The sequence below is a fragment of the Angelakisella massiliensis genome, from assembly GCF_900104675.1.
Classification (GTDB): Bacteria; Bacillota; Clostridia; order Oscillospirales; family Ruminococcaceae; genus Angelakisella; species Angelakisella massiliensis.
This window is the reverse complement of sequence record NZ_LT629945.1, coordinates 2,448,085-2,473,566: the sequence shown is the minus strand read 5'-3', so window position 1 is coordinate 2,473,566 and position 25,482 is coordinate 2,448,085. Positions and strand designations below refer to the sequence as shown.

23 protein-coding genes and 2 riboswitches are annotated in these 25,482 nt (G+C 53.9%); of the genes, 10 read left to right on the top strand and 13 right to left on the bottom strand.

What is annotated here, in order from left to right; genetic code table 11:
* Nucleotide 1: 1 nt before the first annotated feature.
* The 4 genes from gcvT to BQ5383_RS17145 form a co-directional block, all read right to left on the bottom strand.
* Nucleotides 2–1,090, bottom strand: coding sequence for a glycine cleavage system aminomethyltransferase GcvT (gene gcvT / locus BQ5383_RS17160; RefSeq protein ID WP_071434039.1), 1,089 nt, complete (start codon nt 1,088–1,090; stop codon nt 2–4).
* 59 nt (nt 1,091–1,149) lie between these two features.
* Nucleotides 1,150–1,240: riboswitch (glycine riboswitch) on the bottom strand.
* 3 nt (nt 1,241–1,243) lie between these two features.
* Nucleotides 1,244–1,342, bottom strand: a riboswitch (glycine riboswitch).
* A 142-nt stretch (nt 1,343–1,484) separates the two neighbouring features.
* On the bottom strand, nt 1,485–1,751 hold the full coding sequence (locus tag BQ5383_RS17155; protein WP_071434037.1) for a hypothetical protein: 267 nt from the start codon (nt 1,749–1,751) through the stop codon (nt 1,485–1,487).
* A gap of 14 nt (nt 1,752–1,765) precedes the next feature.
* A complete protein-coding gene (locus BQ5383_RS17150) occupies nt 1,766–3,448 on the bottom strand; it encodes a glycoside hydrolase family 13 protein (RefSeq protein WP_071434035.1) in 1,683 nt (560 codons plus the stop codon).
* A 32-nt stretch (nt 3,449–3,480) separates the two neighbouring features.
* Nucleotides 3,481–4,134: a TetR/AcrR family transcriptional regulator gene (locus BQ5383_RS17145; protein ID WP_071434033.1), complete on the bottom strand. Its 654-nt coding sequence runs from the start codon at nt 4,132–4,134 to the stop codon at nt 3,481–3,483.
* 603 nt (nt 4,135–4,737) lie between these two features.
* Between BQ5383_RS17145 and BQ5383_RS17135 the strand changes: the two genes are divergently transcribed.
* The 5 genes from BQ5383_RS17135 to BQ5383_RS17115 all read left to right on the top strand — a co-directional run bounded on the left by BQ5383_RS17135 (nt 4,738) and on the right by BQ5383_RS17115 (nt 11,976).
* A complete protein-coding gene (locus BQ5383_RS17135; protein ID WP_071434029.1) occupies nt 4,738–5,937 on the top strand; it encodes an MFS transporter in 1,200 nt (399 codons plus the stop codon).
* Between the two features lie 120 nt (nt 5,938–6,057).
* Entirely contained in the window at nt 6,058–6,573 is a 516-nt protein-coding gene (locus BQ5383_RS17130) for a (2Fe-2S)-binding protein (protein ID WP_071434027.1), read from the top strand.
* Complete coding sequence (locus BQ5383_RS17125; RefSeq protein ID WP_071434025.1) at nt 6,570–8,864, top strand: xanthine dehydrogenase family protein molybdopterin-binding subunit; 2,295 nt, start codon at nt 6,570–6,572, stop codon at nt 8,862–8,864. Before BQ5383_RS17130 ends, BQ5383_RS17125 begins: the two co-directional genes overlap by 4 nt.
* 3 nt (nt 8,865–8,867) lie before the next feature.
* Nucleotides 8,868–11,237 carry an FAD-dependent oxidoreductase gene (locus tag BQ5383_RS17120; protein ID WP_071434022.1) on the top strand — a complete coding sequence of 790 codons (2,370 nt, stop codon included), beginning with the start codon at nt 8,868–8,870 and terminating at the stop codon, nt 11,235–11,237.
* 319 nt (nt 11,238–11,556) lie between these two features.
* Entirely contained in the window at nt 11,557–11,976 is a 420-nt protein-coding gene (locus BQ5383_RS17115; protein WP_071434020.1) for an iron-sulfur cluster assembly scaffold protein, read from the top strand.
* A 15-nt stretch (nt 11,977–11,991) separates the two neighbouring features.
* Here the strand turns inward: BQ5383_RS17115 and BQ5383_RS21805 are convergent, their stop codons facing one another.
* A complete protein-coding gene (locus tag BQ5383_RS21805) occupies nt 11,992–12,102 on the bottom strand; it encodes a DUF4448 domain-containing protein (RefSeq protein ID WP_172724655.1) in 111 nt (36 codons plus the stop codon).
* A gap of 99 nt (nt 12,103–12,201) precedes the next feature.
* Here BQ5383_RS21805 and BQ5383_RS17110 point away from each other — a divergent pair, with 99 nt between their 5' ends.
* Complete coding sequence (locus tag BQ5383_RS17110) at nt 12,202–13,230, top strand: XdhC family protein (RefSeq protein ID WP_071434018.1); 1,029 nt, start codon at nt 12,202–12,204, stop codon at nt 13,228–13,230.
* Between the two features lie 406 nt (nt 13,231–13,636).
* Here the strand turns inward: BQ5383_RS17110 and BQ5383_RS17105 are convergent, their stop codons facing one another.
* The 4 genes from BQ5383_RS17105 to BQ5383_RS17090 all read right to left on the bottom strand — a co-directional run bounded on the left by BQ5383_RS17105 (nt 13,637) and on the right by BQ5383_RS17090 (nt 18,008).
* Nucleotides 13,637–14,077, bottom strand: a complete 441-nt coding sequence (locus BQ5383_RS17105) for a hypothetical protein (RefSeq protein ID WP_083390043.1) — start codon at nt 14,075–14,077, stop codon at nt 13,637–13,639.
* Complete coding sequence (locus BQ5383_RS17100) at nt 14,074–15,456, bottom strand: MATE family efflux transporter (RefSeq protein WP_071434016.1); 1,383 nt, start codon at nt 15,454–15,456, stop codon at nt 14,074–14,076. The genes BQ5383_RS17105 and BQ5383_RS17100 overlap by 4 nt, the downstream gene beginning before the upstream one ends.
* Nucleotides 15,457–15,695: 239 nt before the next feature.
* Nucleotides 15,696–17,516: an ATP-dependent zinc metalloprotease FtsH gene (gene ftsH, locus BQ5383_RS17095; protein WP_071434014.1), complete on the bottom strand. Its 1,821-nt coding sequence runs from the start codon at nt 17,514–17,516 to the stop codon at nt 15,696–15,698.
* A 6-nt stretch (nt 17,517–17,522) separates the two neighbouring features.
* A complete protein-coding gene (locus BQ5383_RS17090) occupies nt 17,523–18,008 on the bottom strand; it encodes a MarR family winged helix-turn-helix transcriptional regulator (RefSeq protein WP_071434012.1) in 486 nt (161 codons plus the stop codon).
* 508 nt (nt 18,009–18,516) lie between these two features.
* Here BQ5383_RS17090 and BQ5383_RS17085 point away from each other — a divergent pair.
* The gene (locus BQ5383_RS17085) at nt 18,517–19,473 is read left to right on the top strand and encodes a DUF3658 domain-containing protein (protein ID WP_071434011.1); all 957 of its coding nucleotides are present in this window, start codon (nt 18,517–18,519) and stop codon (nt 19,471–19,473) included.
* Between the two features lie 91 nt (nt 19,474–19,564).
* Here the strand turns inward: BQ5383_RS17085 and BQ5383_RS17080 are convergent, their stop codons facing one another.
* Nucleotides 19,565–20,338 (bottom strand): heparan-alpha-glucosaminide N-acetyltransferase, encoded by a 774-nt coding sequence (locus BQ5383_RS17080; RefSeq protein ID WP_083390042.1) that lies wholly within the window; start codon nt 20,336–20,338, stop codon nt 19,565–19,567.
* A gap of 216 nt (nt 20,339–20,554) precedes the next feature.
* Here BQ5383_RS17080 and alr point away from each other — a divergent pair, with 216 nt between their 5' ends.
* Nucleotides 20,555–21,685: an alanine racemase gene (gene alr / locus BQ5383_RS17075; protein ID WP_076944498.1), complete on the top strand. Its 1,131-nt coding sequence runs from the start codon at nt 20,555–20,557 to the stop codon at nt 21,683–21,685.
* A gap of 169 nt (nt 21,686–21,854) precedes the next feature.
* On the opposite strand, the gene BQ5383_RS17070 is transcribed toward alr, so the two are convergent.
* Entirely contained in the window at nt 21,855–22,040 is a 186-nt protein-coding gene (locus BQ5383_RS17070; protein ID WP_071434009.1) for a hypothetical protein, read from the bottom strand.
* Between the two features lie 421 nt (nt 22,041–22,461).
* Between BQ5383_RS17070 and BQ5383_RS17065 the strand changes: the two genes are divergently transcribed.
* Nucleotides 22,462–22,791 (top strand): PadR family transcriptional regulator, encoded by a 330-nt coding sequence (locus BQ5383_RS17065; protein ID WP_071434007.1) that lies wholly within the window; start codon nt 22,462–22,464, stop codon nt 22,789–22,791.
* A complete protein-coding gene (locus BQ5383_RS17060; RefSeq protein ID WP_071434005.1) occupies nt 22,788–24,185 on the top strand; it encodes a DUF2812 domain-containing protein in 1,398 nt (465 codons plus the stop codon). The genes BQ5383_RS17065 and BQ5383_RS17060 overlap by 4 nt, the downstream gene beginning before the upstream one ends.
* Nucleotides 24,186–24,388: 203 nt before the next feature.
* Here BQ5383_RS17060 and BQ5383_RS17055 read toward each other — a convergent pair whose 3' ends face one another.
* Together BQ5383_RS17055 and BQ5383_RS17050 are read right to left on the bottom strand one after the other, a co-directional pair.
* Nucleotides 24,389–24,757 (bottom strand): YegP family protein, encoded by a 369-nt coding sequence (locus BQ5383_RS17055; protein ID WP_071434003.1) that lies wholly within the window; start codon nt 24,755–24,757, stop codon nt 24,389–24,391.
* 38 nt (nt 24,758–24,795) lie between these two features.
* The gene (locus BQ5383_RS17050; RefSeq protein ID WP_071434001.1) at nt 24,796–25,479 is read right to left on the bottom strand and encodes a 5'-methylthioadenosine/adenosylhomocysteine nucleosidase; all 684 of its coding nucleotides are present in this window, start codon (nt 25,477–25,479) and stop codon (nt 24,796–24,798) included.
* Nucleotides 25,480–25,482 lie beyond the last annotated feature (3 nt).

Below are 25,482 nucleotides of genomic sequence, written 5' to 3'. Positions count from 1 at the left end.
ATTATCCTCTTTTATAGAACTGGGAACGGACCACTTGGGCGTCCACCAGCTTTCCACGGATTTCTACCTGGACCACAGCATCCAGGGGTGCGGCCTCTTTCTCCACCAGGGCCATGGCGCAGGCGCAGCCCAGAGTGGGGCAGTGGGTCCCGCTGGTGGTATGGCCGATGACCTTGCCCCCGGCGTAAACCGGGAAGTTTTCCCGGGCGATGCCCCGGCCCAGCATTTTCAGCCCCACCCGTTTGATGGTGGGGGGGCCCATCTCCTCCATAGCCTTTTTGCCGATGAAATCCTCCTTCTCCATCTTTACAAAATATCCCAAACCTGTCTGGCAGGGGGTGATCTCATCGTTCATCTCGTGGCCATAGAGGGGCATTCCGGCTTCCAGACGCAGGGTATCCCGGGCCCCCAGACCACAGGGAATCAGGCCCCGGTCCTCTCCGGCCTTCAGCAGAGCATCCCACAGGCGGGGAGCATCGGCGGGAGCGCAGTACAGCTCAAAGCCATCCTCTCCGGTGTAGCCGGTGCGGGAGATGAGACAGTTTATCCCCGCCACAGAGCAATCCCGGCAGAAGGAATAATACTTCTGGGGAATGGTTTCACCTTTGGTGATACGGGAAAGAATCAGCTGGGACTCCGGCCCCTGGAGGGCCAGCTGGGCCACCTGATCGGAAATGTCCTGGAATTCCACCTCTCCCGACAGGTGGTCCTTCATCCACTGTACATCCTTATGCCGATTGGCGGCGTTGATGACCACCAGATAGCTGGTGACCGGCTGGAGGCAATAGACGATCAGATCGTCCACCACGCCTCCCCGGTCGTTGCACATGGGACTGTAGCGGACATCTCCGGCAGCCATATTGGTGAAATCATTGGTAAGCAGATGCTGAAGATTTTTAAGGGCATCCGGCCCGGAGAAGGTCACCTCCCCCATATGGGAGACGTCGAAAAGACCGGCAGCAGAGCGCACCGCCTTGTGCTCAGTGATGACGCCGCTCTCGTACTGCACCGGCAGCAGATATCCGGCAAAGGGGACGATCTTTCCCCCCAGAGCCACATGACGGTCGTACAGCGGGGTTTTCAGTTCCATAAAACCGATTCCTCCTTTGGATAATAAAAAAACAGAGACGCGCCAAAACAAAAGCGCGTCTCTGTTTGGATACCTGAAAGATTCCCCGGCCAGTGAAGCCGGGTTGCTTCATCGGTGCCGCACTGTATGGGACAGCGCGGCTTTCCAGAGTTTCGTCCGGAACCGGTCCTTTTGCCTGAGAGTTTTTTCGCACATACCCCGTTGGCTCCCACACAAACCAAAATGCCGGTGAGTCTCTCCCGGTTCCATCTTCCGACACATATGTACAGGAGAAATTCTCCTGCTTGCAGTTAGATTATAGCAAGATAGACAAAAGAAGTCAACGATAAAGCGTGAAAAATAGTTTGTTTAACAAATAACAATGGCGGGATATGGGATGAATCTTTTGCAGGGGCTATATTTTTGTGTTTTTATCGGAAGGCTCAGACCTTTCCTCCAGCTGTGCAAGCCCCTGGAAAAATTCCAAATATGCAGAAAGCTCCGGCAGTTCATAGGGCACTTCCTCCGAAGCTTTCTGTTCCTCTGCCGGTTTCTCTTCCTCGGGTGCGGGGGAGGGGATAGGCTGCTGTTGCGCTGTGGGAGAAGGGACAGCCTCCTCTTCCACCATTCCAGGCCAGAACATACCGCCGTAGGGAGGGAGTGGATCACGTTGCTGTTCCATATGCCGTTCTCCTTTCACAGGTGGAAATGATAGACTACCGCTTCATAGGGCCGCAGAGACAAGTGATCTGAAGGGGAGGGAAAATCCTTGTAGTTGCTGATGAGCACCGTACTTTCCTGAGGGATGGTTCCTTCCGGCAGCTGAATTTCCGCCGGGGTACCAAAGAAGTTGAGCACTATTGCCAGCGCCTCTTCCTGATATCGGCGGAGGTAGGCCCAGACAGCGGGATGCTCCTCACAAACCGGGGAATAATCGCCGTAAACCATCACTTTGTACTGTTTTCTCAGGGCAAGAAGGCGGCGGTAATAGTGGAAAATGCTGTCCGGATCCTTTCGGGCGGCCTCGGCATTGATGACGGTATAGTTGGGGTTGACCGCCAGCCAGGGGGTGCCGGTGGTAAAGCCGGCATTGGGCTGGTCGCTCCACTGCATGGGGGTGCGGGCGTTGTCCCGTCCTTTGGTATAGATGGCCTCCATCACCTCATTGGGGTTCTGACCGAATACCTCCACCGCCTCTTTGTAGTGGTTGAGGATCTCCACATCCCGGTAATCCTCAATATGCTCCAGGCGGATGTTGGTCATCCCCAGTTCCTCCCCCTGATAAATATAAGGGGTGCCCTGGAGGGTGTGGAGGAAGGTAGCCAGCATTTTGGCGCTTTCTACCCGATATGGACCGTCATCACCGTAACGGCTGACCATCCGGGGCTGATCGTGGTTGTTGAGATAGAGGCTGTTCCAGCAGCCCTCCGCCAGTTCCCGCTGCCACCGGCCAAAGACCTCTTTCATTTCGTCCAGACGCCAGGGACGCAGCTTCCATTTGTCCCCGCCCACCGCGTCCAGGTCCATGTGCTCAAAGGTAAAGACCATATTCAGTTCTTCCCGGTCCTCATGGGTGTACAGCCGGGCCTTTTGAGGGTCAACGGCGATCATTTCTCCCACAGTCATCAGGCTGTATGGGGTCAGAACCCGTCGGTTCAGCTCCCGCAGATACTCATGGACTTGGGGCCCGTTGGCGCAATACAGATGGGGGACCTTTATTTCCCCTTCCTTCAGACCGGGAAGATCCGGCAGGCCTGGGGTTTTGGAAATAAGGTTGATGACGTCCATGCGGAAACCGTCGATCCCTTTTTTGGCCCAAAATTCCGCCAGCCGGCAGACCTCCTCCCGGACAGCGGGATTCTCCCAATTGAGGTCCGGCTGCTTTTTTGTAAACAGGTGCAGGTAATATTGTTCTCCGCCCGGCTCCCGTTCCCAGGCGGAAAAGCCGAAAAAGCTTCCCCAGTTATTGGGTGGATCGTCCTCTCTGCCGTCCCGGAAGAAATAGTAGTCCCGGTAAGGCCCTTTGGGATCCCGGAGAGCAGCCTGAAACCAGGGATGCTCATCACTGGTATGGTTGACCACCAGATCCATCATCAGCTTCAGGCCCCGGCGGTGCATCTCAGACAGCAGCAGGTCAAAGTCCTCCATGGTGCCGAATTCAGCCATGATCCCCTGATAATCGCTGATGTCATATCCGTTGTCATCGTTGGGGGAAGGATAGATGGGACAGAGCCAAACCACGTCCACTCCCAGTTCCACCAGGTAGTCCAGCTTTTCCAGGATGCCTCTCAGGTCTCCCACACCGTCTCCGTTTGTGTCCATAAAACTGCGGGGATAGATTTGGTATACGACCGCTTCTTTCCACCATGCTTCCTTCATATGATAACCGCCTTTCGTTCAGATAGGTCCTGTTATTCCAGCAGGGGAATGGTGGGCGGATAATGGCTGTTGGCAAAGGCAAAGGCGAAGCCGATGTTTTCCTCCACCGTAGCCAGATCCAGCCGGGCCAGCAGCCCCATGAGATAAATATGATAATAGCAGAATTTATCAATGGGTAAAAGCTGGTTATTGTTGACGTATTCCCGATAAAGGCGGCGCCGTGCTCCCAGGTCCATATAGGTAGAAACCAACAGTTCTTCTTCAGTAAAAGTCTTATGGAAGTCTTTGGCGATGGCCCGATAGATTTCCGCCACTGTGGGTACCTTGGAAGATTCCCACAGTGACATCTGATCCTGATGGAAAAAGAGACTTTGGTTCCTGGGGTTTTTCATAATGGTGCGATAGGCGTAGATATACATGACGCAGTACCGCCAATAGACATTGCGGTAATCATCGGGGTAGGAGTCGATGAAATCCCGCAAAGACTGAAAATACAGATCGAAAAAGTGCGCCATGATCAGGTGCTTGTTTTTAAAATGATAGGTGATGGCGCCTTTGGTAATACCCAGCTGATCAGCGATTTTTTGGAAAGTGGTGCCGTCGTATCCATAGTCCCTGAACATAGACTGAGCGATATTCAGAATTTCTTCTTTCAGGTTGGTGTGTTTTTCGCGACTTGTGCTCACATCAATATCCTCTCTGCGTCAGAGCTTTTGTTTTAAGATTTTGCTTTCTGCTTTCTTGGAATAAAAAGACAAAGTAACCATTTTTAAATAGTTCCGCACAAATTTTACCACATTTTTTGAAAAAGAGAAACGCCCCAAAGGAAAAATCCCCGCTGATGTGAAAAGATAACGTGTTTGAAGAATAGAATCTGCCTTTGCTTCCCCCATATGAAAGTATCTGGAAAAATATTTTTTAAAGCCCTGTATTGTTCCGGATATCTTACTGGGATGGAGCTTGCACACTTTGCGGGAGGGGAGAAAAGAAATCAGAAATATGCTGAGGAGGTTATGGCCGAAAATCTGTTTGGGAATCCAGGACCTTTCAGTTTTATTATACAAATATGGTTTTGTATAATTGTGTTATTTTAGATAAAATTCGTGTTAATATCTAATTTTAAAAAATAAAATGAAATAAAAATAGGAATATAGGTAGAAAAACTGATGTGATTGATTTATTTTTGTCATTATTTGTTGACACAATAACAAAGTGATGATAATATTTACTATACAAAGTGCGGTTTGTATAGTAAATTTGATCCGCGCAAGCTGAAAGGAGAAATTGTCATGGCGGAAAACGCACAGGTCCAGCGGACAGGCAACAAGTGGTTGGCGCTGCTGGCGGTCACCCTCGCATTTACCTTCACCTTTGTCAGCAGGTATATCTGGAGCCCCCTGATGTCCGATGTCACAGCGGAATTCGGCATCACGGCGGTACAGGCAGGACTGTATATGTCCGCTTTCTTTGCCGGATATCTCATCACCCAAATTCCCGGCGGCATCATGGCGGACAAGCTCCAGCCCAAGGTGATTCTGATCGTGTGCACCTTGCTGGGCGGCGTAATGACAGCGCTGATGTCCACGATCACCGGCTATGAGGCGGGACTCTTCTTCCGTATTGTCACCGGCGTCAGCAGCGGCTGCGTTATGGCCAGCTGCTCCAAGGTAGTGGCGCTGAACTTCGCTCCCCGGGAGCGGGCTTCCGCCATGGGTATCCTGCTTGCCTCTCCTCCCATCGGCATCACCCTGGCCAACTCCCTGGGCGCTCCGCTGAACGCTGCTTTGGGCTGGCGCAACACCTTCCTGGCGGTAAGCCTGGTGGCGGTGGTGGTAGTGCTGTGCCTGCTGCTGTTTGTCAAGCCTGCGCCCAAGGCGTCCGCTCCTGCCGGCGGCCCCGCCAAAGCGGGAATGCTGGAGGGACTGAAGGTCTTCTTCACCGATAAAGAACAGCTGCTGCTGGGCATCGGCGGATTTATGTTCATGTTCGTTTCCGTGGGCTTTGCCACCTGGGCCAATACATATGCCGGAACCCTGGGCTTCACCAAAGCGGAGGGCGGTTTGATCATCACCTGTTATTCTGTGGCAGGCATTATCGGTTCCTGCGTTTCCGGTTCTTTGGCACAGAAAATGAAGATGAACCACAAGAGCTTCCTGCTGTTCTCCCTGACCGGAATGGGTGTGCTGACGCTGCTGTTCTCCTTCCAGAGAGGTTACACCGGCCTGATTCTGGTTGGTATCATCTATGGCGCCTTCTCTTATCTGCCATCCACCCACTTCACCACCCTGGCGATGCAGCGGGCTGGTGACCGGTACAGCGCCACCGCAGTATCCACTCAGAACCTGATCTTCCAAACCTCCAGTATGATTCAGCCCGCTATTGTGGGCGCGGTCATCGACGCCACCGGCAATTACAGCCTCATCTGGTATACCTTCCTGGGATGCCTGGTGCTGGCGGTGGTGTTCAGCGCGCTGATACAGAAAGACTGATCAGTGCTTTCCATCTTTTAAAACTGTGTGTCCGGGACCCGGCTTTTGTCAGGGCCCCGGACCATGAACGTCCTCCCAAAGAGGCAGATTTTATGACCAAGAAAGGCGGGTAACCATTCCATGAAAGAGAGACTCCAAAGAATCATCTCGCTGCGGGTCAACGGCAGGACCTACGAACTGAGCGTAGGAGACGGTTTGACCGATATGCCGGAGAGCGAGACCCTGGCGGACACCCTGCGGGACCGTCTGGGCTTCACCGGCCTGAAAATAGGCTGCAACCAGGGCGCTTGCGGTTGCTGCACCGTGATTATGAACGGTAAGCCCATCACCTCCTGCATGACCCTTACCATGGACTGCGATGGGGGAGACATTACCACCATTGAAGGCCTGGCGGACGCTGCCACCGGAGAGCTGAGCGGATTGCAGCAGGCGTTTCTGGACAACTGCGGTTATCAGTGCGGCTTCTGCATTCCCGGCATCATTATGACCGCCCAGGCGCTGCTGGATCACAATCCTGACCCCACGGAGGAAGAGGTGCGGGAAGCCCTGGCTGGCAACTATTGCCGCTGCGGCACCCATTATACCGCGGTGGAATCCATTATGGCCTATGTGGAGCAGAGGAGGAATGGCAAATGAACAACGAATTCAGACATATCGGTAAAGAGAGCCACCGTCTGCTGGGCGAACAGATCGTCACCGGCCGGGCCAAATATACCGGAGACTTCAAGCTGCCCGGAATGCAGTATGGAAAGATCCTCCGCAGCCCCCATCCCTTTGCCAGAATCATCAGCATTGATGTGGAAGCGGCCAAAAAGCTTCCCGGCGTGACTGCTGTGGTCACCTGGAAGGATGTGGACCGGAACATTTACATCACCAATGGTTTTACTCCTCCGAAGCACTATCACATTATGGATGAGTATGTCCGTTACATTGGCGATGCCGTGGCGCTGGTAGTGGCAGTGACCGAGGACATTGCCATGGAGGCCCTGGAGCTGATCAAGGTGGAGTATGAGGTGCTCAAGCCTGTATTCACCATTGATGAAGCCCTGGCCCCGGATGCTCCTCAGCTGTACCCGGAGTTCCCCGGCAACATTGCCCCCCACAAGAACAACCTGAACTTCGAGGTGGGAGATATCGAAAAGGGCTTTGCAGAATCCGACGTGGTGGTGGAAGTGGATGCCGCTATGGACAACGGCCAGAATCCGCTGCCGGTGGAAGCTCCTATCATCATCGCCAGCTGGGAAGGGGAGACCGTTACCCTCATCGCTTCCGCCGCGGCACCTGCTTACTGCCACCAGAATGTGGCTTCCTCCCTGGATATTCCCTATGAATGTGTCCGTCTCATTGCTCCGGCGGTAGGCGGTTCCTTCGGCTCCAAGCTGTACAGCGGCAACGTTCAGGTGTTGGTTTACGCCGCCATCATGGCGAAAGCGGCACGCTGCCCGGTGCTGTACGGCTACACCAAGGAAGAGCACTTTGCCGCCCACCAGAACCGGATGAGCACCAAGGCCCACATCAAGTTCGGCATGAAAAAGGACGGCCTGGCCAGCGCCATTGAGATGCGCCAGTACGCCGATGCCGGCTGCTGTGCCTCCACCCAGGAGTTTATGCTGGCGGTAGGCACCAACACCCTGCCTATCCTCTGCAAAACCAACAACAAGAAGTTTGATGCCGATGTGGTGGTCACCAACCATATCCCTTCCGGCTCCTTCCGGGGCTACGGCTACATGGAATCCACCGCTCTGCTGACCCAGGCCATCTTTGAAGCCTGTGAAAAGCTGGACATCGATCCTGTAACATATTTTGAAAAGAATGCCATGAAGCTGGGAGAGCGGTACCACAACGCAATGGCGGGTCCTCACTTCTGGCAGAACAACATGGCCGCCGACTGGAGCAATCTGGTCACTGAGACTGCCAAGGCATTCCACTGGTCCGAGCGGTGGAAGGGCTGGGGAGTTCCCACCTGGGTATCTGCCGACGGAAAGCGGGCCAGAGGTGTGGGCGTCGCAGCCGCGGGACATTCTGATACCGGCGGCAAGCCCTCCAATGCCAACGTCACCATCACCGGTCTGGGCGCGGTATATGTTTCCACCTGTATGGCAGAGTTTGGCGCCGGTACCCGTGATATTCAGCTGAAGGTTGCGGCGGAAACCCTGAACGTTCCCCTGGATGCGGTTCGTCTGAGTCCCTCCGATACCGGCGTCACCCCGCCGGACTTCGGTTCCACCGGTTCCCGTTCCACCTACTGCGGCGGTATTGCCGTCAAGAGGGCCTGTGAGGACGCTTTGGACAAGATCTTCACCCTGGCTGAGGAAAAGATCGGCATCCCCAAGGATGACTGCGGTTTCCGGGATGGTTATGTTTATCGCCTGTCCAATCCCGAGGAAAAATACACCCTCTTCCCCCGCCTGATGGGCAAGGTGGACAGTGTCACCGGCTGCGGCCACTTTGACGGCGTCCACAACAGCACCATCTACCATCTGCAATTTGTGGAGGTAGAGGTGGATAAGGAGATGGGCACCTTCAAGATCATTGATCATTTCGGCGGCTCCGATGCCGGTGTGATCGTCAATCCGCTGCCGCTGCGCAATCAGGTGCAGTCCTTCTTCGCCGGTGTGGATATCGCCTGCATGGAAGAAACCGTTTGGGACCCCAATGATTACCGCGTTCTCAATCCCAGCAACATCGACTACAAGGTCCGCACCTTCAACGATGTGGTACCCCATGACCACATCATTCTGGAATCCAACAAGGGCCGGGATACCGAATATCCTTTCGGTGCCTTCGGTGTCGGCGAACCGCTGCTGGCTCCCGGCGGCCCCGCCATCCGCCTGGCCATTTACAATGCCTGCGGCATCAAGCTCAACAGCTATCCCTTTACCCCCGCCAAGATCCTGGCGGCGCTCAAAGAGAAGGAGGGCAAATAAACGATGAAACACTTCCACTATACCGCCCCGGAGTCTGTCTCTGAGGTTTCCCGGATTCTGCAATCCGAAAACGCCGTCCTGGAGGCGGGAGGAACCGACCTGCTGGGGGTTCTCAAGGAGCATCTGCTGCCCACCTATCCCGACAAGGTGGTAAGCATGCGGAATGTTCCCGGTCTCCGCTTTATCCGCAAGGAAGCGGACGGCCTGCATATCGGCGCTATGACCACTTTGGATGAGATCGCTTCCTCCCCTGTGGTAAAAGAGGGTTGGAACGCCCTGGCTGATGCTGCTTACTCTGTGGCCAGCCCCAATATCCGTACCCATGCCACCATCGGCGGCAACATCTGCCAGGACATCCGTTGCTGGTATTACCGCTATCCCAACAGCGTAGGCGGACGGATCAACTGTGCCCGGAAGGAAGGCCATCTCTGCTCCGCCATGATGGGTGAAAATCGTTACCACTCCATCTTTGGTGCGGCCAAGGTCTGCCAGACACCCTGCACCATGGAATGCCCCGCCCATACCGATATCTCCGCTTATATGGAGATGATCCGGGAAGGGAATATTGACGGCGCGGCCCGGGTGATCCTGGAGGTCAACCCCATGCCCGCCATTACCAGCCGTGTCTGCGCCCATTTCTGCATGGAGGGCTGCAACCGCAGCACCTATGACGAGAGCCTCAATGTAGGTTCGGTGGAGCGGTTTCTGGGTGACCATATCCTGGAGCACAGCGATGAATACATGAAGGCCCCCGAACAGGAAAACGGCAAGAAGATCGCTATTGTCGGTTCCGGTCCCGCTGGACTGACCACCGCCTATTATCTGCGGCAGAGCGGCTACAGCGTCACTGTCTATGAGCGGCAGAAGGAGCCCGGCGGCTGCCTTACCTACGCCATTCCTGCCTATCGTCTGCCCAAGGATATTGTCAAGAAGTTCATTTCCGCCCTGGAAGCCATGGGTATTGTGTTCCGCTGCTCCACCCATGTGGGCGAGGATATTACCCTGGAGGAGATCTATCGCCAGCATGACAGCGTAATGCTGGATACCGGTACCTGGAAGCGGCCTCTCATCGGCCTGGCGGGAGAGGAAATGACCCGCTTCGGTCTGGAATTCCTCATTGACGTCAACTCCTACATTCTGGACAAGCCCGGTTCCAAAGTTGTGGTCGTGGGCGGCGGCAATGTGGCCATGGACGTGGCTATCACCGCCCGCCGTCTGGGCTCTGAAAGCGTCAAGATGGTCTGCCTGGAATCCCGGGAGGGAATGCCCGCCAACCAGGAGGAGATCGACCGTGCTCTGGAAGAACAGGTGGAGATCATCAACGGCTGGGGCCCCAAGGCGATCCTGAAGGATGGGGAAGGCAAGGTTCGGGGAATCCAGTTCAAATCCTGTCCCCGTGTTCTGGATGATACCGGTCGCTTCAATCCTGTCTACGATGAGGATAACGTCATGGAGCTGGATGCCGACATCATTCTGATGGCTATCGGCCAGCGGGCGGACCTGTCCTTCCTGGATGGCGCTTACAAGGTGGAGACAGAACGGGGCCGGATCAAAGCCGCTGAAGGCAACAGCACCAGCGTTCCCGGCATTTTCGCCGGCGGCGACGTCACCACTGGTCCCGCAACCGTGGTCAAGGCTGTGGCTGCCGGTAAGGCTACTGCTTTGTCCATCAACCAGTATTGCGGCGGCCCTGAGCTGGAAGTGGAAAAGGTGGAGAAAGCACGTCCCCGGAAGGCCCTTGCGACCTTTGACAGCGTCTGCCACACCTGCCGTCAGGCTCAGAAGCAGCAGCTTCTGCCTCCGGAAGAGCGGGCGATGGATAAGGAAGATATGGCCGGCCTCACCGCTCCCGAGGCCAAGGCGGAAGCGGCCCGCTGCTTCAACTGCGGCTGCTTGGCGGTCAACCCCAGCGATATCGCCAATATGCTGCTGACCTATGACGCCATCATCCGCACCAGCCAGCGGACCCTCACCGCCGCGCAGCTGCTGGCTGCTGATACCAAGGTCAGCAAGGTGCTGCGGAAGGGCGAAGTGGTGCTGGAGCTGATCGTTCCCCCTGTGGCTCCCGGTACTGTAGCCAAGTATGATAAGTACCGTACCCGGAAGTCCATTGATTTCGCCATTCTGGCCATTGCCTCTCTGTATACGGTGGAGAATGGTGTAATCACCGACGCCCGTATCACCATGGGCGCCGTGGCCCCTGTTCCCATGCGGGCCACCAAGGCGGAACAGTACCTCATCGGCAAAAAGCCCGACGCAGAAACCGCTGCCAAGGCTGCGGAACTGGCGCTGGAGGGCGCGATTCCTCTGGAGCGCAATGCCTACAAGATCGACATGGCAAAGGTTATGATCCGCCGCTCTCTGGAGCTGTAAGTTTTTGTCTTCATTTCTTCTCGTTTTTGAGATATCCGCCGTCGGAAAGTTTGCAGGCTGACCGGCGGCGGAATGCCGGGGCCGGATAAGAAAAATCTTGACTTCTGAAATCTGCTTTCAAAAACCATTAAAAGTTGATATCCTTATACAGAGTGGGTTTTGAGGTGCTTGTCTGGATACGGTGAAACGGGGAAGTCCATCAAAAGGATAAGCCGGTGCAGCGGTCCTTTAAAGAGGAAGGACCTCCCCGGGAAGCAGCCGCAAAGACAGCTGCCTGCCGGGAAAGTCCTTCCGGTAAAAAGAACAGGAGTGTATTGATATGGCAACCAACAGGGAAAAGGTGCTGGAATTGGCTTCGGATCAAACCTTGGCCAGAGTGCCGGCGGAATATAACGGCTTTGGGGAGACTGTGGAACCCCATTGCGGCGATGTGATGCGTATTTATCTCCAGGTCAATCCCCGGCAAATGGTAGTGGACGCCGGTTTTACCATCAGTGAGGGGGCCTGCGCTCCGGTGGTGGCCAGCGCCGCGTTGGCGGCAAAACTGGCGCTGGACAAACCGGTGATGGCGGCTTATACTATAAGCAGGGAAGATTTGGAAAAGGAGCTGTCCGATGACGGCAAGCTGGACCAGGAGCATATTCACTGTGCCATTATGGGAGAGCTGACCCTCAAGCGGGCGGTGCTGGACTATGTAGCCCATCGCCAAAAGCCGGTTTCAAACGGCGGCGAACAATAATCAGAAGGTATGGGCCTATCGGCGGGTACGCAGCCATAAAAATAATCCCCATATGGCAAAGCCCAGCATCACCACTGCCAGCAGGATGCAGGCGGCGGGGAGACTGATAACGGGAGCGTATTCCATAAAGTCCTCCTTTCCCGGAGCGTTCTCCGTGATAAAATGAAAGTACTACCATATCCTATGGCTGCATCAAAAAAAGGTTCCGGGAGAAAGGAGCAGAGGATGGAAAACATCTATCAGAAATTGGCGGCTACGCTCAAAGCAAATCGAAAAATCGGTTTGCTCAGCACCTATACCGCTGCGGGGGTCTGCAAGGAACTGCTGGAGGAAGACGGCGATACCTGGGAACAGTTGTTGACTCAGGCTTACGCCAAGGGGATTCCTTCCTTTGTTCGGGAAGGGGAGAATCTGACCGTGGTGGAGCCCTTTTCTCCGGAATCCCGTCTGGTGATTCTGGGTGGAGGGCATATTGCGCTGCCCTTGGTGGAGTTTGGCAGTAAATTGGGCTTTTCCATCGTTGTGGTGGATGACCGTCCGTCCTTTGCCAATGAAGGACGGTTTCCCGCTGCCCAAAAGGTATGCTGCGGCAGCTTTGAGGAAGTGATCCCGGCCCTGCGGCTCAATGCCTTTGACTATGTGGTGATCGTCACCCGGGGTCATCGTCATGATACCGCCTGCCTGCGGATGATTCTCCAGGGGGAAGAGCCGGGATACATCGGGATGATCGGTTCCCGCCGCCGGGTGGCTGCTGTTAAGGAGCTGCTGGCCAAGGAAGGGATACGGGAGGACCGTCTGGCCCGGGTATGCACCCCCATTGGTTTGTCCATTGGCGCTGTGACACCGGAAGAGATCGCGGTTTCCATTATGGCACAGCTGATCTGCTTCCGACGCCTGGGCAGCGACCAGCCGGAGCGGCACCGTCAGGTGGTCAACCGCTCTGATTTTGACCAGGAGGTACTGGATGAGCTGGCCAAGGAGGACCGTGGTCCCATGGCCATGGCCACTATCCTTTCCTCCCAGGGGTCTGTCCCCAGAGGCGCGGGGGCAAAGATGCTCATCACTCCCTGGGGGAGCACAGTGGGCAGCATCGGCGGCGGCTGCGCGGAAGCCGGTGTGATTCGGGAAGCCTTGGACCTCATTGGTACAGGGGGCTGGAAGATCTATGAGGTGGATTTGACCGGTTCTGCCGAGGATGAGGGAATGGTGTGCGGAGGCGTCATGGAAGTGCTCATCGAGGACGCCTCCCTGTAAAGAGAAATTTTGTATGAAAAACGCCCGTCCTTCTCCCTTTTCCGGGAGGGGGGCGGGCGCTGCTTATGCTGCTGAAATCGGGGGAAAAGGGAAACACAGTCGGTGTTTGCTAAAGGGATTTGACCATTGGAATTCATCGCCCCAACAGCGGCATTTCGGTTCGCTCCAAAATGTCCGCGGCTGTTTTGACTGATGCTGTTCAATTCTGAAAACAACAATCCGGCGGATGTGATTCCTTTTGTTTTCTATGGATAAAGTCTGTGTGGAGTATTTGTCCTGACAAAGCTGGCTAAATTTGGATGTTTTTCTGGCCGGAGGGAATTTTAGGCTTTCCAAAGCAGGCTGATCAATCGTTTAAGCGCCCATTTCCCTGTGGAAACAGAGAAAAATGGGCGCATTTTGATAATCAGGTCTTTTTTTGGAATTCATGACGGCACCGGGGGCAGGTGATAATGATTTTTCCCCGGCCCTTTGGAACCCGGATTTTTTGGCCGCATTGGGGGCACTGAAAATGACGATGGGTTCGTTTGTCTTCCATGGAAGCGGAGAAGGAGAGGGTTTTCTGCTTCAGATCGATCCAAAGCCGCCGGCATTTCTGGCGGAAGGGATTCCAAAGGGAGAGAAATTTTTGATTTTCCGCCCAGCGCTTTGGATGGTTGCGGGAAAGGGTGCGGAACACTGCCAGCGCCAGCGCCGCCAGTTCCAGAGGATACCACCAGATCCAGCGGGTCAGGCCCAGCATCAGGTTTGAAAAAAGGCTGACGCACAGCAGCGCCACAGTGAGCTGATCCAAGCCGTGACGGCCGGCCATAAACTGTTGGAAGCGGATAAGCATCCGTTGCATCATACAGGTTCCTCCTTGGAGTGTGGTTCATTTTTAGCCAGGATTTTTCTGAACTGGATGGTGAACATGATCACGGTGACAGTGGTGGCCATCAGGTCTGCCACGGGCTCAGCCAGAAAGACGGCCATGACCTTGTTTTCAAAGAAAAAGGGCAGAATGAGAATGAGCGGAATGAGAAGAATGACTTTCCGCAGCAGCGCCAGGAACAAAGAGCTTTTCGCCTGCCCAACGGCGATAAAGGTTTGCTGGCAGGCGATTTGCGCGCCCATGATACAGCTGGCCCCCAAATAGATCCGCATCGCCCAGGAGGCATATTCCACCAGCTGGGGATCAGAGGTGAACATGGAGACGAACAGCTGTGGAACGGCCAATATCAGCACCCAGAAAAAGACGGTATAACCGATGGCGTAGCGAAGAAGCAGGCTGAAAGCCTGACGGACGCGGCCGTTGTTCTGCGCGCCGTAATTATAGCTGATAATGGGCTGAGTACCTTGGGTAAGCCCCATCAGGGGCAGCATCATAAACTGCATCATACTGGCCAGAATGGTCATGGAACCTACAGCCAGATCGCCGCCGTACCACTGCAGGGAGGTGTTGAAAACCAAATTCAGCAGGCTTTCGGTGGACTGCATAATGAAAGGAGAAACACCCAAAGCCAATACGGCCCCCAGAATTTTGGGGTCCGGCCGGAGATATTTTTTCCGCAGCCGCAGGGAGGATTTGGAGCTGGAGAGGAACTTTAATACCCATACAGCGGACACCGCCTGAGAAAGGATGGTGGCCAGAGCAGCACCTTCCACCCCCATGCCAAACAGGAAGATAAAAACAGGGTCCAGAACAATATTGATGATAGCGCCGATGACAACGGTCATCATGCTGATCCGGGTCAGTCCCTGGGTGGAAATGAAGGTGTTCAGCCCCAGAGCCATCTGAACGAAAATGGTGCCGCAGACATAAATATTCATGTATGCCACAGCGTAGTCGATAGTGCTTTCACTGGCGCCGAAGGCCATCAGCAGAGGCCGTCCGAAGGCGAGAAAAAAGACTGTCAGAACAACAGAAATTCCCAGTAGTGTGGTAAAGCAGGTGCCCAGTACCCGCTCTGCGCCGTCGTTGTCCTGCTGTCCCATTTTGATGGCGGCTCTGGGGGCGCCGCCCATGCCGATGAGGGAGCTGAAAGCGGTGATCAGCAGGATGACCGGCATGGTAACGCCGACACCGGTAAGGGCCGCGGCCCCCACTCCGGGAATGTGACCGATGTAAATGCGGTCCACGATATTATAAAGCATATTGACCAGCTGCGCAAGAATAGAGGGAAGGGCCAAACGAAGCAGCAGGGGATGGACAGGGTCCCTTCCCAAATCATTGGTACGGGTATTCATGGGTGTAAAGCCGTCCTTTCACAAGCGAAGAATATTCTCAATAAGGAGAAAAAAGTCCATTTGATTCAGGCGGCCCGGCTCAGGGCCGGGCCGCAGTCAGTCAAACGTCCGATACTAAATGCAACACGAAAGACCAAAGACAATCAAGTGACCTTGTTTCATCCTCTTTGCGCCATGGGGGATCGAGCGGAGATGTGATATGGTCCGCTGATGGCAGAAGAGGATTATTTTGATCAAGCTTATTCCTTCTCCAGGATGTTCATGAATTCTTCGCCGGTGATGGTTTCCTTTTCCAACAGATAAGCCGCCAATTCATGAAGCTTTGCCTGATTGTTCTGAAGAATTTCTATAGCCTTGGTGTGGGCGGACTTGATCAGTTCCAGAACCTCGTCGTCGATCTTGGCGGCGGTTTCAGGAGAGCAGGTGAGAGAAGCGTCTCCCCCAAGATACTGGTTTTGAATTGTTTCCAGGCCCATCATATCAAAGTTTTTGCTCATACCCAGGCGGGTGACCATGGAACGGGCGATGCGGGTGGCCTGCTCGATATCATTGGAAGCGCCGGAGGTAAAGGTTCCAAACACCAGCTCTTCCGCCGCGCGGCCGCCGGTGAGGGTAGCGATCTTATTGAACGCCTCCTCACGGGTCATCAGCACCTTTTCCCCTTCTTCCACCTGCATGGTGTATCCCAAAGCGCCGGAAGTACGGGGGATGATGGTGATCTTGTGGACAGGAGCGGAGTTGGTCTGCTTGGCCGCAACCAGGGCGTGACCGATCTCATGGTAAGCAACGATCTCCTTCTCCTTGGGAGAGATAACGGCGCTCTTGCGCTGGTAACCGGCGATGACCACCTCCACGCTCTCCTCCAGATCACTCTGGCTTACCTTGTCCCGTCCCATACGGACAGCCCGCAGGGCGGCTTCGTTGACGATATTGGCCAGCTCCGCGCCGGAAGCGCCGGAGGTTGCACGGGCAATGGCGTTGAAGTCGATGTCAGGTTCCATTTGGACGTCCTTGGCGTGGACTTTCAGCACCGCTTCCCGTCCCGCCAGATCAGGCAGCTCTACAGGTACCCGGCGGTCAAAACGTCCGGGACGCAGCAGTGCAGGGTCGAGGCTCTCGGGACGGTTGGTGGCTGCCAGAATCACCACGCCCTTGCGTCCGTCAAAGCCGTCCATCTCGGTAAGCAGCTGGTTGAGGGTCTGCTCCCGCTCATCGTTGCCGCCTACGCCGCCGCCGTCACGCTTTTTGCCGATGGTGTCGATCTCATCGATAAAGACGATACAGGGAGCCTTTTCGTTGGCCTGCTTGAACAGATCCCGAACCTTGGCCGCGCCCATACCCACAAACATTTCCACAAACTCGGAACCGGAAATGGAGAAGAAGGGAACATTGGCTTCACCGGCCACAGCTTTGGCCAGCAGGGTCTTACCGGTTCCGGGAGGGCCTACCAGCAGCGCGCCTTTGGGAAGGGAAGCGCCGATGCGGGCGTATTTCTCCGGGTTGTGGAGAAAATCCACGATCTCTGACAAAGCTTCTTTGGCTTCATCTTCACCGGCCACATCGGCAAAGGTTTTGCCTGTCTGGGCAGCCACATAAATTTTGGCGTTGGCCTTGCCGAAGGTCATGGCATTGGGGCCGCCGCCCATTCTTTTCTGCATCTGCCGCATCAGCAGCTGGCCGATGCCGATAAAGAGGATCATGGGGAAGATCCAGGTGAGGATGAAGCTGAGCAACGGGGAGTTTTCTTTGGGAACGATTTTGCCAAAGCTGATGTTTTCCTGAGCCCGAAGCCGTTCTGTCAAATCAGGGTCATCCCAGGCAGTGGAGTAAATATGCTCTTTGCCATCCACCTCGGTGACAAACAATAATTCCTCCCCGTCCTGTGTAACCTGGGTCACATGACCGGCATCCAGTTCATTGAGAAAAGTGTTGTAATCCACCGGCGTTACACGGTTGCCCATGAGGGAGGGGAATACCAGGGCGTTGAGGAGCATCAGTACCAATAATGTAATGCAATAGTAGTATAGCAAGGGTTTGCGGGGACTTTTTTCTTCGTGCATAAAATGTCACTCCTTTGTTGGAATGGATGTGTTTGTGGAATCGCTGCAGGAGGCTTCCTCCATACGAACCAGCAAATCGTTCAGACGGCTCAGACCGTCAAGGATAGCATTGATGTTTTCCCGAGGTTCTTGATGGATAATGGGCTCATAGCGTTGACGCAAGCTCCTGGTAGTTTCTTCTACAGCATTACTGCCTGCCTCGGTCAAACGCATCTGTACCACCCGTTCATCTTCTGGGCTTCGGAACCGCTCAATCAGGCCGCATTTTTCCAAACGCTTGCACATGACCGAACAATTGGCACCGGCCATGGACATGGTTTTGCTGAGAGAGCCTACAGTGGTATTGGGATGTTCGGCAATTTCCACCAGCAGCCGAAGCTGCATCAGGGTCAGACCGCAGGGATCAGTGCTGTCCCGGAATACCCGTTCCATTTTTTCATTGACCAGCCGAAGCTCGTCCCAAATGGTGTTTTTGAAGCGGATGATCTCCAAACCTGTTCATCCTTTCTTTATTTTTATATTATTTATGCTGCATATATAATATTTTAAAAAAATAATATTGTCAATGATATTTATGATAATTTACAATTGATTCACAGCTGTTCATCATTGGTCCATGATTTGCTTCCAAAGTATCTATACTTTCAATAAATAGGGAGCCCAAACACTGGAAAAGGGTGGAGCGCAGGAAGTTTTATGCTGCACTTGGATGAGGGGACAGTTTGGGTTTTGAATTTGCGGTTGCTCTGAAACTGCCTGCTGCCCGGCTGACGCAAACCTTTTGAAAACAAGGGGAATGCAGGGGAGAATCGTTGGGACATTTGATTGTCTCAAAACAGCTCTCACCTTTTCATCGGAGACAACTGGTAAAGAAAAGTATGGCTCAGACAATACCGTCCTGCTGAAATTGAATCCCTCCGCGGGACTTGCTATAATAACAAACAGAAAGCAGACGGAAAATCAGTGATTGATAGAAAAAAGATGGAGAGGAAGAGGACGGATGCTGGAAGTTGTATTCAGCGACAGCGCCGCAGGCAGTATGGCCGTTGCGATGGGAAAAGGAAAAGATATCGGCGGTGTGGTCAGCGTTGTTGTAGCGGGCGATGGTCCCAAACCTTCGCCGGAGGAGATACAGGAGATGGAGCGGCAGGCCCAGGAGCGGGAACGGAAAAACTGGGAGCGGGCCATTCCACTGGAGGGGAGCCGGAAGGATATTATCTGCTTTTCCTGCGCCCTGAGCGTAGGGGAAATCAATGAGGAGGGGATTGGGCCAAAGCGGGAAGCGGCCCTCCGAATGCTGATGGACCACTATCCCCAAGGAGAACAGGCCGCACAGGAGATGCTGGAAAGCAGCCGCAAAAGTCTGGAAATATTGCGGCAAAGAGCTGCCGGGGGAGAGCCGGTACGGATTTGGAGCGGCAACAATCCTGACGAGATTTGCGGATTATATTGGCTCATGGAACAGCTGCGTCCTATCGGCTTTGAAAACCTGAAACTTACGCTGGTGCGGCTGCCGGATTTTGAGGAGCAGCCAGACGGTACAGTACAGCAATACTCAGGCTGGGGAGAGATGGAACCTCACCGATGGGGAGAAATGACAGCCCTGGGAAAAAAGCTGCCAGTGAACCTGGCTCGGGGTATGGGGAATCGGTGGCGGATTCTTCAGCAGGAAAACGCCCCTTTGCGGGCACTGCTGAATGGCCGCTTGGTAAGTATGCCTGAAACTTTGTATGATTCCTTTATTCTGCGGGAGTTGGAGAAACAGCCAAAGGAGTTTATGGCGGCCCGGTTGGTTGGCACAGTGCTTGGAAAGTATCCATTGGGCATTGGGGATACCTGGGTGTGGCTGCGGTTGAAACAGATGATCCAGGCAGGAAATCTTGAATATGTCACAAAAGCGGCGGCGGATGATCCTGCTTATCACTGCCGGCTGCGCAAAGAAAAGGAAAAGCTGTAAAAGCTTTTAAAAAAAGAAAAACCGCGTGGATTCCATGACTTTGACGCTGGAACCCGCGCGGTTGTTTTTTGAAATGACAGGGTAGAGGACTTCATCTGCCGCTCACCAGAAAGAAGATCAGCGTCAGCAGGCCGTAAAACAGGGGCTGATGGACCAGATAAATCAATAAGGTGTGGCGGCCGATAAAAGCCAACTGGGGGTTATGGGACTGATAGACAAAGTCGGGGAATTTTCCTGCCCGCAGCCACCGCCCACAGAAGGTCCCCGCCAGAAACAGGAAGATCCAGGGAATCAGGGGATAATAGTCTGCGGAGGAAAGGCCCTCTGCGGGAAATCCCACAAAGAACAGCAGGGGATGGCCGTAGAGAAAATCCGGCATGGGGACGGAAAGCCCCAGAGCAGGCAGTCCGAACACACCGCTATAAACATGAAAGGTGAGGAAGTATAACGCCACACAGCTCCACATACCGATACCGGTAGGGATTTTATCCAGAAGGGGGCGAAGCAGGGGATAGAGCATCATGGACACACCGAAAAAGTGGAGAATACCAAAAAGAATCAGCTGACTGGGCATTACAAGGAAGGTCCCCACTGTCAGCGCCATGCCCCACAGGAAGGTTTTAAGGCCCCGGCGGAGGTTGCTGCGGCTGTAAAGGCAGGAGATGCCGGAGATAAAAATGAGCGTACCGGTGCAGAGGTTGCGCAGGTTATTCATCCATGGGTCAAACATCCAGGGGATTCCTACAGGGAACAGCACCGCCAGATCATAAAGAAGGTGGTACAGCGCTACCAGCAGAATGAGAACGCCCCGGAGCTCGTCCATCATATGGACCCGTTTGGGAGAAAGAGGAGAAGAAGCAGTCAAAAAGATACCGCCTTTCAGTGGCCATCAGGCCGGAAAGTACAAAGAAACAGCGAACAAAACGGCAGGTGAAAAGACTGGTTTTTCGCTGATTTTCACAGGCTTTTATTATAGTATAGGAAATGGGTGTTGTAAATACCGGGAAATTGCAATATACTATGGAAGGAATCCAACCGTGAAAAGGGACATTTACCGGACACGGGAAAAGGAGGAAACGACTTGAAGCTGGAGAGAAGGATCTGGGCAGAGGTGGATCTGGACACCCTTGGAGATAATTATCGCACCCTCCGCCGGGAGGGCAGTCTGTATATGGCGGTGGTCAAGGCAAACGCCTATGGCCATGGAGATGTTCCGGTGGCCCGGGAACTGGAGCGGCTGGGAGCGGATTGGTTTGGTGTGGCTACCGTCCAGGAAGGGATGTCTCTGAGAGAGGGAGGTATCACCCGTCCCATTTTGATTCTGGGTTATACTCCGGTGGCTTATACCATTGCTCTGGATGAATATGATCTGACCCAGGCGCTGTTTTCCGTGGAATATGGACAGGCGCTGGAGGAAGCGGCCGCGGGATTGGGAATCCATGTCAAGTGCCATTTGAAGATCGATTCCGGCATGAACCGTCTGGGCTTTGACGCCCGCAGGGAAGATCTGGAGGAGCAGGTTCGCGCCGCATTGGGTCCGCATTTGGAGCTGACAGGTACCTTTACTCATTTTGCTGTGGCTGATGAGCTGGGAGGGGAGCAGGAAGCCTTTACCAGAGAGCAGTTTCATCGTTTCCGGCAGGCCTGTGCCCGTTTGGAGAAGGCGGGATTTTCTCTTGGGCTGCGCCATTGCGCCAATTCCGCCGCTTCTCTGCGTTTTCCGGAAATGGCGATGGATATGGTTCGGGAAGGAATCGCCCAGTATGGGTTGTCACCGTCCAGAGAAATGGCCCGCTCTGTACCGCAGCTGCGGCCCATTCTGTCTCTACATTCCACGGTGGCGATGGTCAAAACGGTGCTGCCGGGAGACACCATCAGCTATGGACGCCGCTTCACGGCGCAAGAGCCCAGACAGATTGCCACCATCCCTGTAGGCTATGCCGATGGTTATGCCCGTATACTGGGTGGCCGGGGGAAGGTGCTGATTCATGGCTGCCCCGCTCCGGTGGTTGGCCGGGTATGTATGGACCAGATGATGGTGGATGTTACCGGTCTTCCTCCAGTGAAAATGGGAGACCAGGTGGTGCTGGTGGGCCAGGATGGGGAAGAAACCATCACTTTTGATCAGTTGGCTCAGCTGGCAGATACCATCTCCTATGAATGCGTCTGCGCCATTGCCCCCCGCGTACCCCGGCTTTACGTCAGGAAGTAAAAAAACATAGAAGCAAAGGATAACGATCAAAAAAGAAAGGCTGGAACCAGCTGAATCCCATGGATTCAAGGGTTCCGGCCTTTTTCAGCCCTTATGGTGAGCAAAATAAACTGCTGCAAGGAGACCATTTTTTTCAGAGAATAAAGCGGGACTGCCGAAAACAGCATCATTATCGGAGACTGTGTCCCTGGTAGCCCCGGGGGAAATCATCAAAAGGATCGGGCTCATAGAAGATAAAGTCGTCCACATCCCCCTGAACGGAAAACCAGCGGTTTTCTTCCATCCCCATACCGGGATAACCGGCGGCATAAGGATCATCATTGTTTTGCAGGTGTTGATAATAAGAGCGTTCCATTCTATAACTCCTTTCTTCCAGCTTTCCATCCCTAAGGAAGGCGGCCGGAATTCAAAAATCTGTATGGACCGTTTTTAGTCGGCGTATCTTCTATTCTATGACGCAGCAGGTAAAAAGATACGGGAAAAATGAAGAAAGCCAACAAAATGGACAAAGTGTTATGGAATAAGTTGGGCAAAGGAGCAGGGAATATTGGAAATTTCGGACCCGTTATGGGAAAATTCAGGAAAAAATAAAAGTTTCCTTTGACCATAAGATAAGGATTTTCTCCGGAAAGGATGATCCCGCCCGTCTGTTTGAATGCAGCACACCTGTACAGGGAAGAAAGACCGCTGACAATTGACAATATCGAATATCGAGGTTATAATATATCTATCATCGATATTGATATTCGATATTTCCCGGGAAAGAGGGTGCTCCCATGGCAAGAGAAAAATTTCAGACCCTGACCGAGCAGATGTTTTACATCCTCCTGGCACTGGAGGAGGAGTGCTGCGGAGTGGACATCATGGAACGGGTACAGCAGATGAGCGGCGGGAGGGTTCAGGTGGGCCCCGGAACCCTGTATACGCTGCTGGACCGCTTTTTACAGGAGGGGATGATCCGCCAGACCCGCAGCGAAGGCCGCAAACGCAGTTATATCCTTACGGAAACAGGACGGGAGATGCTGGAGGAGGAGGTCCGCCGTCTGGTGCGGCAGTTGGAGGACTTTAAGCGGATCTACCGAAGAAAGGGGGAGCAGGAGCGATGAAAAAAAGACAGGTTGAGCTGTTTCAGTTCAATGATTTTGAAACCATTTCCCAACATCTGTCCCGGATGGCGGAAAAAGGCTGGATACTGGAGGAGACCGGCAGTTTTTTCTGGACATACCGCCAAGAGGAACCCGCCCGCAGGCACTACACAGTGGTTTATAACCGGGATGCTTCAGATTTTTCTCCAGGCCCTACGGAAGAGCAGCAGACCTACCGGGATTATTGCCGCGCCGCAGGATGGGAATACGTCTGTAATTGGAATAAAAACGAGATTTTTGTCAGCGACCGGGAAAACCCTGTTCCCATTGAAAGCGACGAGAGGGTAAAGCTGGAAAACAGCTGGGAAGGTCTTAAAAAATTGGTTTTCCGCAATTACAGTCTGATAGTGGTGCTGATTTTGATCCAGTGGGCCAGCTTTGGATGGTTGTACTGTCAGTCACCGGACCAATATCTTTCCAATGGACCGCTGCTGGCTTCATCGGTTTTGTGGCTGATGCTGCTGATCTATCTTCTTTTTGTAATGGTGGATACCGCGTTATGGTACCGGTCTGCCAAAAGGGCGGTAGAGGCAGGAGGGCGGTGTCCTCAGGGAAACTACCGGCTGAGAAAAATGATGGCTTGTTGGATGATGGTTTGTTCCGCCGCAGCGGTGCTGTTTACTCTATGGTGGGTACTGAAACAGGAAAACCGCTGGATCATGCTGCCCTCTATGGGTGTTATCCTGTTATCCATGGGGTTGGGATTCCTTCTGCGGAAAAAGCTGAAAAGAACCGGCGTTTCCGCAAAAAGAAATCTGATTCTTGTGATGATTTTTCAGTTGCTGGTGATGTTTGCTGCCATCTCCGCTCTGGTGTGGTGGGGGATTTCCTCCATTGAGGCCAGACAGGAAGCCGGGAGTATCCCTTACACCGTCACCAATAATGGCCACACTATGACCTTTACCCTGTACCGTGACCAGCTGCCTCTGACGCTGGAGGACTTGGGATATGAAGTTGATAAGGACATCTACTCTTACCGTTTGGATCAAAGCTCATCCCCTGTCTTTTCCAAGCTGGAAGGAGATCAGGATTCTTATGCCTCTTTGGCTGGAGAAGAAACCTGGGATTTAAGCTATACCGTGTACCGTTCTCTCTGGTCCGATCCGCTGGACCGCCTGACCGCAGAATGGCAGGAACGAAATGACCAGCTTGAATGGGAGCAGCCCGGAACCACAGAGCGGGAGGATCTGGCGACCCTGTGGGGCGCCCAAAGAGCCTGGTCTGATGGGGGAAGGGAGATGATGATCCGGTATCCCAAATGTCTGCTGTTATTGCGTACAGATGTGCAGCTGAAAGAGGAGCAGGTAGAGATCATCCGTCAAAAGCTGAATTTGGATTTTCAGGCTGAGGAATGAACTCAAACCTGACCACAGGAAAATTGGAAAGGGTCCCAATGGGCAGAAATGAGCTCTCTGTTTGAAGGGACTGGCCGAGCACGCTTCATCAGATCCAATAAAAAGCGGGAGACATAAAAAGAAAAGGACCGAAGATTTCGGCAATACTGCTGAAATTTTCCGGTCCTTTTTGTTTGCACCAAAGGGTGTGTAAAGGTTAATGCCTATACACTATGGTCCTCCACAGGGGATGATATGGCCAGATACTGCACTTTCCGGCAGGCTTCTTCCGCCTGTTTCACATCGCTGTAAGCGTCGCTGGCCAGAATAGCTTCTCCATTGGAAGCCAGCAGCCGAAAACGGAACTTTCCACTCCGGTCACTGAACAACTCAAACTTGGGACAGCGGCCATAGCCCTCCTCCACAATATCGGCCTTGGAGGCGTTGCGGCGCACACTTTCCACGCCCCGGCGGCAGCCGGCCTTGGAAGCGTAGCCCTCACTGGAGCCCAGAATCTGTCCGTTTCGCAGCTGGAAGCGGAAGCGGTATTCCCCCGCCCGATCCTCTGTGAGAATAAAAATTCCTTCCTCCATGCCTGTGTCCCCCGTTCCGGTTACTTGTTCCAGAAGTCTCAGCTTTTTTCACCCAGCTTGCGCACCACGTCATCCAGCACCTGGGCAGCGGAGGCCACACTGCCCCGCACATTCTCTTCGTAGGTATCGGCAGCTTCATCGTCTGCGAAATCAGACAGGGAACGGATAACCAGCAGGGGAGTGTGAAAGAACCAGCAGACCTGTGCCGCTGCCGCGCTTTCCATATCCACACACAGGGGATGGTGTTTTTCGATGATCTCATGCCGTCCGTCTCCGGTGATAAAAGCGTCACCGGTAACGATTTTGCCAAAGCGCAGGTTGGCTCCCAGACCGCGGCAAAGTTCCACCAGTGCAGGATCGGAAGAGAAGCAGTCCCGGGGCATATCGGGGAACATATCGTTGTTATTGACCAGCTCCATGGGCAGATCGTGATAAAGCAGCTGAGTGCCGATGATCACATCCCCGATGGAGAGGCTGTCGTCCATGCCTCCCGCCACGCCGATAAAGATGATGGTGTCCACTCCATAGCACTGGATCAGGGTCTGGACGGTGACGGCGGCGTTGACCTTGCCCACACCGCCCATTACCACCACAGTATCAACACCATGGTAACTGCCGCTGAAAAATTCCCGCCCCAGATAGGAGGATACGGAGGAATTTTCCAGTTTTCCGGTCAGGGGCCGAAGCTCGTTTTGGGAAGCGCACATAATACCAAGTTTCATCAG